The sequence below is a fragment of the Skermanella sp. genome, from assembly GCF_059503625.1.
Window position 1 is genome coordinate 2,863 of sequence record NZ_JCACHA010000660.1, and the last position, 10,847, is coordinate 13,709.

10 protein-coding genes are annotated in these 10,847 nt (G+C 63.4%); 3 read left to right on the forward strand and 7 right to left on the reverse strand.

Annotation, left to right across the window (positions count from 1 at the left end):
• The coding region (locus tag AC5JJ6_RS20675) for a SagB/ThcOx family dehydrogenase (protein ID WP_496043864.1) at positions 1–1,610 on the forward strand (1,610 nt) is incomplete at its 5' end.
• Positions 1,611–1,615: 5 nt separating this feature from the next.
• Here the strand turns inward: AC5JJ6_RS20675 and AC5JJ6_RS20680 are convergent.
• The 3 genes from AC5JJ6_RS20680 to AC5JJ6_RS20690 form a co-directional block, all read right to left on the reverse strand.
• Complete coding sequence (locus AC5JJ6_RS20680) at positions 1,616–2,278, reverse strand: Fe2+-dependent dioxygenase (RefSeq protein ID WP_496043865.1); 663 nt, start codon at positions 2,276–2,278, stop codon at positions 1,616–1,618.
• A gap of 80 nt (positions 2,279–2,358) precedes the next feature.
• Positions 2,359–3,228 (reverse strand): 4-helix bundle domain-containing protein, encoded by an 870-nt coding sequence (locus AC5JJ6_RS20685; RefSeq protein ID WP_496043866.1) that lies wholly within the window; start codon positions 3,226–3,228, stop codon positions 2,359–2,361.
• Positions 3,229–3,328: 100 nt separating this feature from the next.
• Positions 3,329–4,627 carry an amino acid deaminase gene (locus AC5JJ6_RS20690; protein WP_496043867.1) on the reverse strand — a complete coding sequence of 433 codons (1,299 nt, stop codon included), beginning with the start codon at positions 4,625–4,627 and terminating at the stop codon, positions 3,329–3,331.
• 179 nt (positions 4,628–4,806) lie between these two features.
• On the opposite strand from AC5JJ6_RS20690, the gene AC5JJ6_RS20695 reads away from it, so the two are divergent.
• Positions 4,807–5,337: a hypothetical protein gene (locus AC5JJ6_RS20695; RefSeq protein WP_496043868.1), complete on the forward strand. Its 531-nt coding sequence runs from the start codon at positions 4,807–4,809 to the stop codon at positions 5,335–5,337.
• Positions 5,338–5,618: 281 nt separating this feature from the next.
• Here AC5JJ6_RS20695 and AC5JJ6_RS20700 read toward each other — a convergent pair whose 3' ends face one another.
• From AC5JJ6_RS20700 to AC5JJ6_RS20715, 4 genes are read right to left on the reverse strand one after another with little or no spacing between them, the layout of a single operon-like run.
• Positions 5,619–6,038, reverse strand: coding sequence for a GMC oxidoreductase (locus AC5JJ6_RS20700; protein WP_496043869.1), 420 nt, complete (start codon positions 6,036–6,038; stop codon positions 5,619–5,621).
• Positions 5,987–7,459, reverse strand: coding sequence for a GMC family oxidoreductase N-terminal domain-containing protein (locus AC5JJ6_RS20705; protein WP_496043870.1), 1,473 nt, complete (start codon positions 7,457–7,459; stop codon positions 5,987–5,989). Before AC5JJ6_RS20705 ends, AC5JJ6_RS20700 begins: the two co-directional genes overlap by 52 nt.
• A gap of 14 nt (positions 7,460–7,473) precedes the next feature.
• A complete protein-coding gene (locus tag AC5JJ6_RS20710) occupies positions 7,474–7,941 on the reverse strand; it encodes a hypothetical protein (RefSeq protein ID WP_496043871.1) in 468 nt (155 codons plus the stop codon).
• A gap of 24 nt (positions 7,942–7,965) precedes the next feature.
• Positions 7,966–9,264: a hypothetical protein gene (locus tag AC5JJ6_RS20715; RefSeq protein ID WP_496043872.1), complete on the reverse strand. Its 1,299-nt coding sequence runs from the start codon at positions 9,262–9,264 to the stop codon at positions 7,966–7,968.
• A gap of 838 nt (positions 9,265–10,102) precedes the next feature.
• Between AC5JJ6_RS20715 and AC5JJ6_RS20720 the strand changes: the two genes are divergently transcribed.
• On the forward strand, positions 10,103–10,847 hold a 745-nt coding region (locus tag AC5JJ6_RS20720), incomplete at its 3' end, for an ABC transporter substrate-binding protein (RefSeq protein ID WP_496043873.1).

Genomic DNA, 10,847 nt, shown 5'->3' on the forward strand with positions numbered 1-10,847 from the left:
CTTCCATGGAATGGCCGGACGACAGCTTGCCGCATGATCTGGCGGGATATCACCAGCGCACCAAGCACGCGCCGAACCGCTACGCCCTTGGCCCGGCGTTTCTAGACTGGGAGTCCCAGCCCAACCCGTTCCGCCGTTTCGCCGGCGCTCGGCTGGTTGCGTTGCCGCTCGGCTATGACAGGCCGACGCCGGGATTCGACCGCCTGGGCAGCGCGCCGGCACAGCCGCTTTATGCCGGAACGCTGGGGCTGTTCCTGGAACTGGCGCTTGGGCTGAGCGCCTGGAAGGCGGTCGACGGCGCCCGCTGGGCAGTCCGCAACAACCCGTCGAGCGGCAACCTGCACCCGACCGAAGCCTATCTGGTCCTGCCGGGGCTGGAGGGGATCGGCGCCGGCGCGGCGCTCTGGCACTATGCCTTGGCGGAACACGCACTGGAGGAGCGTTGCGTCTACCGGACGAAACCGGACCTGCCGGAGGGCTGCTTCCTGGTCGGGATCGGTTCGATCGTGTGGCGGGAGTCCTGGAAATATGGCGAGCGGGCGTTCCGGTACGTCCAGCACGATGTCGGCCATGCGGTCGGATCGCTCAGCTATGCCGCCGCCTGCCTCGGCTGGCGGTTCGACGTGCTGGCGGGGCCGGGAGACGAAAAAATCGCGGCCTGGCTGGGGCTGGACCGGGCGGATGCCAGCCACCCGTATGAGCGGGAGCATCCGGACCTGATGGCGGTGGTCGATACGGGTGTCGGTAGATCGCCCGGCGTGACCCTTCCGGAGCGTCCTGCCGGGGTCTGGCATGGCGAGGCGAACTCCGTCAGCGAGGACCATGAACCCTGGCCGGTCATCGATCTGGCGCTGAAGGTGACCGCAAAGCCGCCGGGGATGGACCCTTCCGCACGGCCGATTGTGCAGGCGCCTGCCCTGCCCGCCTCCGGCAGGCCGACCGCCGAGGTGATTCGCGCCCGGCGCAGCGTGATGCGGATGGATGGGCGGCAAGTCCTGGAGCTGGGAGCGTTCTACCGGATGCTGGCGGCGACGCTGCCGGATGCCGGCGTGGTGCCGTGGAGTGCTTTCCCCTGGCCGGCGCGGCTGGCGCTGTTCGTCTTCGTCCACCGGGTCGAGGGGCTCGAACGGGGGCTCTACGCCCTGATCCGTGACCCCGGTTCCGAATCACGCCTGCGGGCGGCCTGCTCCGCCGGGTTCGCGTGGGAAACGGTGCAGGACTGTCCGCTGCCGCTGTTCCGCCTGAGCCTGGGAGACCAGGAGCGGAAGGCGTCGCAGCTGAGCTGCCTTCAAGCTATCGCCGGCAAGGGCGCCTTCAGTCTCGGCATGGTGGCGGACTTCGCCCGCACCCTGGAGGAGGAAGGCCACTGGGCCTACCGCCGCCTGTTCTGGGAGGCGGGGCTGATCGGTCAGGTACTGTATCTGGAGGCGACGGCGGCCGGGGTCTCGGGGACCGGCATCGGCTGCTTCTTCGACGATGCCGTCCATGAAACCCTCGGCATCGACGGCAAGGCCTTGACATGGCAGAGCCTTTACCACTTCACCGTCGGCACCGCCGTCGAGGACCCGAGGATCGCGACCGAACCGGCCTATGGCCACCTAGCCCGCTGAGCCGGTCAGGTTTCCGCCCAGAGCCGCATCAGGTTGGCGGTGCTCTTGGAGATCAGATCGAACTCCGCCGTCTTCCCCTCGCGCTGGAACAGGGAGCGTCTTGCGGTATCGAGGTCGAACAGGATCTCCCGCTTGCCGGCGTCGCGCACCATGCTCTGCGCCCAGCCGACCGCCGCCAGCCGGGCGCCGGCGGTGACGGGTTCGACCCGATGAAGGGCGCCGGAGGGATAAAGGATCATCGAACCGGCGTCGAGCTTGTAGGACTGCTCGCCGCCGGTCCCCTCCATCACCAGTTCACCGCCGTCGTAGGAGGACGGGTCCGCCAGGAACAGGGTGAAGGAGATGTCGGTCCTGATCCCGCCCATGACGGCGTCGTCGACATGGGTGCCGTACTGCATCCCCGCCGTGTAGCGGCTGATCATGACCGGCCGGACCGCCTTGGGCCGCGCCGCGATCTGGAACAGCGGATGCTCCTCGATCGCGGCGTTGATGCGGCGGATCAGGTCGGCGTGGAGAGCGTCCGACGGGGAAAGCTGCTCGTTCGCCTTGACCAGCCGGGCGTGCCAGCCGGCGGTCCTGTTGCCGTCGACGAATTTGGCGTCGGCGAGATAGCGTGTCAGGTCAGCCAGAAGATCGGCCGGCAGCACCTGGGCGATGCAAAGGATCATCAGGTTTTCTCCACCGGCCGGCCGTCCTGGTCGGGTCAGGTCAGTTTAGGTCAGGTCGGATAGTTCGAGTTGGACGGAGGTCAGCGGAGCTGGGCAGTGGCGAACTCGATCCGGGATACCAGGGCCGAAACCTCGGATGCCGACCGGACTGCCTTCTTTGCCGGGGTCACCGCCGGCCAAGTGGTCAGCAGCGTGTTCATCTGCTCGCGCAGCTGATTGGCGGCGTCCGCGTCCTTGGCCGTCAGGGCCGGAGTCATCAGCTCGACCATCGCGTTGGCGACGCGGGCGAAGCCGAGGCTGTCCTGATACTCGACCGGGTTGGCGATGGTGTCGCCCTCGAAGGCTTCGGTGTACTCGTCGGTGACGGTGCGCAGCACGCCGACGACGACCGGCAGGGCGAAAGCCGGATCGGACAGGGTGCTGGCGGGGATGACGGAGGTGGCTTCGGTCAGGCGGGTCAGCACGACCTCGGTCTGCTCCTGGACCTGCTGGGCCGGCACCTTGCGCTTGACCATGCCCGAAAGCTTGTCGAGATCGGACTTGAAGGCCGGGACCTTCTTTTCGTCCATGACCTCCTTCAGCTCGCCATACAGTTCCTCCACCGGATGAAGGAAGTGCGGCAGAGCGTCGTTGGTCTTGCCGGCGGCATAGAGTTCGTTGCCGACATTCAGATGGCCGCGGATCATCGAGATGTTCGCGAGGTAAGCCTGCTCCTTGCTGAGGCCGGCCAGCGCCTGGGATTCACCGCCCTCGCCGCCTTCGCCACCCTCGCCGCCTTCTCCGCCCTCGCCCCCGTGGCCGCCATGGGTGGCCGCCTGGGCCATCTGGACACCATGCTTGCCATGGAGCGAATAGTCGGCGTCGGAAGCCTGCGCCAATGCGGTCCCCGCGCCGCTGGCGAGTACATAGGCACCCAGCCCTACCCAGATCTTCACCTTCGAACCAGCCATTGTCCCCACCGTTTCAGTGTTACTCGCGAATGCGAGCTATTTGCAATAGCTCGCACCATAAGACGTTGGGCATAGCTTTGGCAATCGCGAAACTGAAGCGTCAGAACCATGTCTTGACGGCCGAGACGATGTCGTACCGATCGTCTACCAGGAACAGGACCTGCCATTTGTCGAAGGTCGTGCAGGGATGGGAAATGCCGAAGGCGACCATGTCGCCGACCTTCAGGTCCGCTTCAGGCGGCACCGAAAGATGGGCGTGCTGATCGTTGAGCTCCACCACCACCGTCCCGGGCGGCATGGCGGCGGGTGCATCGTGCAGGCCGGGCCGGAACCAGAGCGTCGGCACGGGAAGATCGACGTCGTAGGAGATGTCGCGCTTGCCGACGGTCAGAATCGCCTTGTCGGCCTGGGGCCGGCTCTGCACATAGGCCCAGACCTCCAGCGCCGCCAAGGGTCCCGGCCCGAAGCCGTCGACCTCCGGCATGCGGGTCCGGATCTGCTGGAACATCGTCTCGTAGGACTTGCTGTCATGGGTCAGATAGCAGCCGGAGCGAAGCACGACCAGGGTTTCGCGCGGGAGACCGGCACTGCCGAGCCGCCCGGCGACCATGTCGTAGAAGGCTGAGCCGCCGGCGCTGAGGATGACGGGTCCGGCGGCGAACAGGTCTTCGCAGAGGCAGGACGCGGCGACGCCGACCATGCGGTCGAGGAAGACGCGGATGGCGTCGTCCCTGTCGCCCTCTCCTCCCCCGTCTCCCCTGACCATGCCCTCGTAGCCCTCGACGCCGCGCAGCGTCAGCAGCGGTTCGGCCTGCTTGACGGCACGGGCGACGGCGAGTGCGGCATCCTCGGTCCGGCAGCCGGTGCGGCCGCCCATCGCCCCGACCTCCACCATCACCTGAAGCGGCCGGCCGGGCGGATCGGTGCGCAGGCGGTCGGCGAGCTGGCGGACGCCGTCGACCGAGTCGACAAGACAATCGAAATCGAAGCCGGGATCACGCGCCAGTTCGGCGGCGATATAGCCGATGGCCTGACGGCCGACGAGCTGGTTGGCGAGAACGATGCGGCCGATGCCGCCGGCCCTGGCGACCCGCACCTGCTGGACGGTGGCAAGGGTGATGCCCCAGGCGCCGTCCGCCAATTGGCGGTCGAACAGGGCCGGGCTCATCGTGGTCTTGCCGTGGGGAGCCAGCAAGGTCCCGGTGGCATTGAGGAAACGCGCCATCCACCGGCCGTTATGGTCGAGTGCGGACTGCTTGAGGACTGCAAGCGGCATCGTCATGTCTTCCCGCAGGACGTTCCAGCCCATGCCGCCGATGCCGTGCAACGGTATCGGCTGGGTTCCGGGCGGGATCCCCTTGGTCAGCCCATCCACCATCAGGCTGTCGTCGCTGGCCATCCTTCGCTCCTCTTGTTACTCGACAAGACCGGTTCAGGCGAAAACAGATCTTTCGTCTTAATTGCCCGGAAACCCCCGATATCGGATTATCGGGCGTCTTCCGAAAGCGGTACCACGCTGTTCCGATCAGGTGCCGGGTATGCTAAATTCTTAACCAGCAACTGAGGCGGCGGCATAACGTGACGACATCCTTCTCTACATCGACCCGTCGCGACGTACAGATCGTCATCGGAATGTCGCGCACGCTTGCCGACGATATCACCGCCCTCCAGCGCCAGTCCTCTTCCAAGGTCATCGAGACTTTCCTTCATTATAAGAAAGTCCGTGAAAACTACCGTGGCATCCAGAGCCTGATCTTCAGCATCGAAGAACGATACCCCAAGGTCGAGGAGAGCTTGCCGAAGGGCTTCAATCAATGGGTCATCCGGGCCAAGTTGAAGGCGCTGTCGGCATTCACGCATCTCAGCCACGGGTTCTTCTCCAACCCGCCGCTGACGCTCACCCATTCGCTGGGCGCCTGGGATATCCTTTCCGACGAGATGGCCGCCTTCGGTGTCGTCAACGGTTACTTCGACATGATGATCTTCGAAGCCGGCATCGACGACAAGACCGCCGATGCCCTGGAAGCGACCCGGATCGAGATCGAGGAAATCGTCGGCATGCTGGACAACCTGCTGAAGAGCAGTCCGAAGCGCCTGGAGGAGTTTTGACGCCGGCCGGTGCGGAGCCGGGATCTCGCCGCAAATAGGGAGTATTCGACCGGTATCGATACCCCGTTCTAGGGCGAGCTCATAGTTCCCCGTAGGAATTGCGCAGGTCCGGCAAATTTTTTCAGGGCCTGTGAGGCGGCTCACACTTTGTTAACCATCTTCGTATTATAGTCCATTCCACGATGTCCTCTGGACAGCGTTTCCTCCCTGTAAAAACTCGAGCCGCTCGGGACTTTCCCGAGCGGCCTTTTTCTATGCCGGTTCTTTGTACCCTGCCCGGATCATTTGGACAGGCGCTTGCCCAGGATGTCGGCGGTCTTGAACGACAGGGCGGCGATGGTCAGCGTCGGGTTGGCCGTTCCCGTCGCCGGGAAGGTGCTGCTGCCGACGATGTAGAGGTTGTCGTGGTCCCAGCACCGCTGGTCCGAATCGACCACGGAGTCGGCCCGCGAGAAACCCATCACCGTCGTTCCCATGATGTGTCCGGCGCCGAAGTAGTTGAAGCCCTCGCCGTCCACCTCGAAGTAGGTCGGGTCCTCGGTGTTCGTGACGGTGTACTCCGTGGCGCCGACTGCCTTGTAGATCGCCGAATTGACCTTGCGCGCCTTCTTGAATCCTTTCCGGGTGTAGTCGCTGAGCCGGTAGTCGATCAGCGGCCGGGGAAGGCCGAGGCGGTCCTGGTAGCCCCAGGACAGCGACACGCGGCTGCTCGGGTTGGCTTCCTCCTCCACCAGGTTGGCGATCCGGAACTGGCGGATGAAGAGCTTGTTGAGCCGTTCGACCAAGGCGGTTCCGTGGAGCTTCTCGAGCTTGGGATTGAGCTGCGAGACGTTGGTGCCGTCGATGTAGTCCTGCGGCGTCTGGTACGGATCGTTGATCGGGAAGTTCCAGCCTTCGTTGCCGATCTCCATCCGGAATGCCGCCCATTTCCGCCGGTGCGTGGTGTCCGCAGCGTCTCGATCCCGGAGGTCGAGATCGGCCCGCGCATCGGGTAGATCGGCTTGTCCTCCGGCATCAGCGCCCAGCTCAGGTAGAGCGGATGGTCCATCAGGTTGCGTCCGACCTGTCCGCTGCTATTGGCGACGCCGTTGGGCATCCGGTCGTCGGCCGACATCAGGAGCAGCCGGGGCGTTTCGATCGCGTGGGCGGCGAGGACATAGAACTTGCCGGCCGCCGTCCCATGGCCCGAGGCGCCGCCTCGCGGGTCCGTCCAGGTGATGTAGTCGATTCCGCTGATCTTGCCGTCCAGCGGGTCGACGTTGATGCGCGAGGCGACGGTCCGGTAGAGGATGGTGACCTTGCCGGTGGTCAGCGCCTTGTTGATCGTGACCGTGGCGTCGTACTTCGCCTCGATCGGGCAGATCGGAATGCAGTTGGTATTGCCGGCGCAGACCCTGCGGCCCTGATACGGTCTCGAGTTGCGGGCCGCCGGGGTCGGCGCCAGATTCATCGGCTCGCCATAGATCCGGACGCCGGCAAGCGATTGCTGGAGAGTCTTGTCGAGGTAGGACTGCTTGATGCTCGGCATCGGATACTGATAGCCGGGCGGATACAGGCCATCCATGTATTGCTGGGTTTCGACGGTACAGGCGACGCCCATTTCCGTCTCCGCCCTGGCGTAGAGCGGAGCCATGCTGTCGTAGGGGATCGGCCAGTCGCGGCCATGGCCGAACTTCGACTTCAGCTTGAAATCGCCGGGCAGCAGCCGGAGCGATGTCCCCAGCCAGTGCCACAACGTGCCGCCGCCGACCCGCTCGTAGGTGCTGGTGAACGGCGTCTGGCTGTCGCCGAGGTTCTGGACCAGATAGCTCTTGCTCTGGTCCCGGACATTGGCGAGGTCGTTGGTGGTGGCGCGGCCGACGTTGAATTCCGACGGGTCCGTGTTGATCGGATTGGGCGGATACGGCGCTTCAGGCAGCTTGGCGGGAGAGGTGAAGAACCGCTCCATGTAGTCCTGCCGGCTGGCGGGGATCGGCTGGCCGGCTTCGAGGATCAGGACGTTGAGGTTCCTGGCGGCGAGTTCGCTGGCGACGATCCCGCCGGACACGCCGGCGCCGACGATGACGACGTCGTAGACTATGCCGTCCGTACCGGGAGCGGCGGTGCTGCTGGTGGGCTGCATGGAAGCTGCTCCTGTCAGGACTGGGACGCCGGCGTGATGTAATCGCCGAGCGGCGGGGGCGGTTCGGCCCAGGAGCCGGGCTCCAGTTCCGAGTAACCCATCGGATGGGCCTGTCCGATCTTCCAGGCCCATCCCTGGACATACGCGTTGCTGGAGATCACGACGGGGTTCGACTGGCTGCCGAGAGGATACCAGTTCCCGAGCAGCCACAGCTTGGTCAGCGACGCGGCGACCGGGCCGTTGTCGGCGTCGGCGAGGATGCGGCCGGCGATCTCGTCGTCGCTCGACCCCTGATCCCGGAGCGATACGAAGCGCTCCAGGATCACCTGGGCGGCATAAGGGCCGGCATTGTTGACGAACCCGTCATAGATCGTCTGAAGGATACTCATGCTGTCGAACTGGGGCACCAGCAGGCTGCCGGCTATGCCGGTCAAAGCCTGCGACAGGCCGATGAAGGCCGTTTTCGACTGTTTATCATCCATGGGACTGGACTCCGCGGCGGGAAATCAGGGCTTGGCGGGTGCGGGAGCCGGCGTTGCGAGCGGTTTCGCCATCGACAGCATGTAGGTGAAGTCGGAGAAGTTGCCGGTCATCGCGGCGGCGTTCTTGTGGCAGCCGATGCAGCTCGACGACACGTTCGGCGTGTTGCCCTGGATGTAACTTTCCAGCGTGGTGTTGGCGAGGAACTGCGGGGCCGGATTGCCGAGCGGGCTGGCGCCGGCCGCCGGGGTGTTGCAGTCCTTGGAAACGAGCGTCGGCCATTGCGTGCCGACGAGCTCGTAGTTCTGCCAGGGCGAGGTCGGGCTGACGGCCGCAAGCGCCGCCTGCCAGGACTTGTTCAGCGCCGTCGTCGACGGGTCGATCGGGGTCGCCCGGGCGATCTGGGTCGGCTGGCCCGGCTTGTTGGGGTCCCAGGGGCGCGGCGGCGGCTGGTTGACCGGCGTGCAGCCCTTGCAGTCCTGATTGTAGAAGCTGTAGGGCTGCTTGGCCGGGAGACCGTCGAGGTCGGGCACGTTGCCCTTGTGCTCGAACGTGGACCATACCCATTGCGACGTGTTCTTGACCTTGGTCGCGATGTGCAGGCCGATCATGCCGACATTGGAAATCATGCAGGTGGCGGGGGTTACCGGCTTGGCCGGATCGGCCGGGTCGGCCAGGGCCGGCGTCCAGACCAGGGCTTTGCGCGTATAGAAACCCGCGGTGTCGTCGCCCTGTCCCAGGATCTTCCAAGCGGCCTTGACCATGACGGCGCCGGTATCCGGGGTCCCGTTGGCCGTGCAGGCGAACGAGACCTTCTTGCCCTGGTCGGCGAACCGCTGCTGCCCCTGCGTATTGTAAAGTTCGTTGTTGACGATGTAGTCGAACATCGACTTGTTGAGCGATATCTCGAACCGGGCGAACTGGCCGTTCTGGTCGATCAGCGGACCGGACAGGAACGGCTGGGTCGAAGAGAACAGCACGTCGGGCTTCTTGGCGACGTGCGGCAGGAGCTTGTTTCCGTCGGAAGCCGCCAGCTTCCTGCAGGCCTCCGGGATATCCCGGCTGGGGTCGCCCCAGGGCGTCGGGGGCGTCCCGTCATCCTTGAAGACTTCGGTCGATTCCTTCCAGGTTTCCCACACGCCGGGAGCCGCGGCGCCCTGCTGTCCGATCGTGACGGCGGTGTCGGCGTTGCCGTTCTGATCGGCCGGCCAGTTGAGAGCGACGAAAGTCTGCCAGGAGAAAACGTCGAAATCGGTCTGGAGTTGCCCCAGGTCGGGATTCGGCTGCGGTACGGCGACGGTGGCGGGTAGAACCGGGCTGAGCACGATCGCCTGATCGGCTGCGCTCGATGAGCCCGGGAAACCGGCCGTGACAAAAGCACATAATGACCCGAAGACAAATGTCGCCCCTAAGGCCCTAAAGCGTCGCATGGCTGCCTCATCGATTATCAGAATCTGTTTATGATATACCGGCGTAACTGGTCGACTGGCGCCTAAACCCAGTAATGATCGACATATGCGCCTGTATGCATTTGCCTGCCAATGCAATAGGAGGACGCTATCTTGAAAACTTCCCCCATTCAATTAAGTTTTTATTTCTATTTCGTAATTGAGGTTTTTCTGATTCCCGTATCGGGCATACGACCCTAGGTGCGGAAATCATCATAGCTCCTGTCCGAGTGGAAAGATTCAAGGTATGCTGCGAGATTGTTTCAATTCTGAAATCTGATTTCAGGATCTTACTAGTTCTACTGTTGATTAATTATTTAGAAATGGCAAAAGTATTTCATGTATATTTCAAGCTTTCATAACGCCATATTAGAGATAAGCGGGTACGTTGTTGACATTTTGAAGTTTTCATTACACCTTCTAAGATGCTCTCGTCTATTGGTGTGGATATTTTTTTGGGATAAAACATAGGGAGTGCCCTTCAAATCTGTTGATTGATAACGAACGGGCATGTAAATCTATCATTCAGAGAGTTTTTTGGACCTCTTACTTTTATGCGTGATGCTAGTAATAGACTTTCTATTATAGGTTTAAAAATCATACTTCAGTGCGCTAGCCGTAGATGACGAAGCGGCCGGCTTCGGCGGTCCGGACACAAGCTGAAGCACGTTCTTCTTGAATGCCTGCCACTTTTCCGGTCGAAGGGCCTCGAAGCATGCGACCAAAAAGTCTTTCGCCCATACTTCCTGCACGGCGCGAGTTCATCGGGGCGTGTGCGGCTGGTTCGCTTGCCTTTGCGGCGGCACCGGCTGCTGCGTTCCTCTCCGCCGGCGCCCATGCCGAAAGTCATGCCCGGATCAACTTCCAGATCGGCTGGCTCAACTCCAACAACCAGGCGGGCGAAGTCTGCGCCAAGCGGATGGGCTTCTACGAACAGGAAGGCGTCGAGTTGAACATCGTTCAGGGCGGACCGAATATCGACGGTCTTTCCCTGGTGACGGCCGGGCGGGCGGAGGTGGGGCAACTCTCGTCCACTCCCTCGCTGATGGTGGCGGTTTCCCAGAACGTACCGCTCAAATGCTTCGCGGTCGGCGCGCAGCAGCACCCCTTCTGCTTCTTTTCACGGAAGCGAGCCCCCGTGCGCTCGGCGCGCGACCTCCTGGGCAAGCGGATCGGCGTGTCGCCGACCAGCCTGATCCTCGTTCGCGTCTTCCTCGCCAAGAATGCCATAGATCTGCGGGATGTCACCTTGATGACGACCGGATCGGACATGGCGCCGCTGGTCACGGGCGAGGTCGACGTCATGGCGGGCTGGCTGACCAATACCGCGGCACTCAAGATCCTTGGAGCCGACCGGGTCGACCTGCGGCTTTGGGATGCCGGTGTCCGGCTCTATGCACATCCCTATTACGCCACGCTCCAGACTATCGAGGACCGGCCGGATCTCCTGGCCCGCTTCG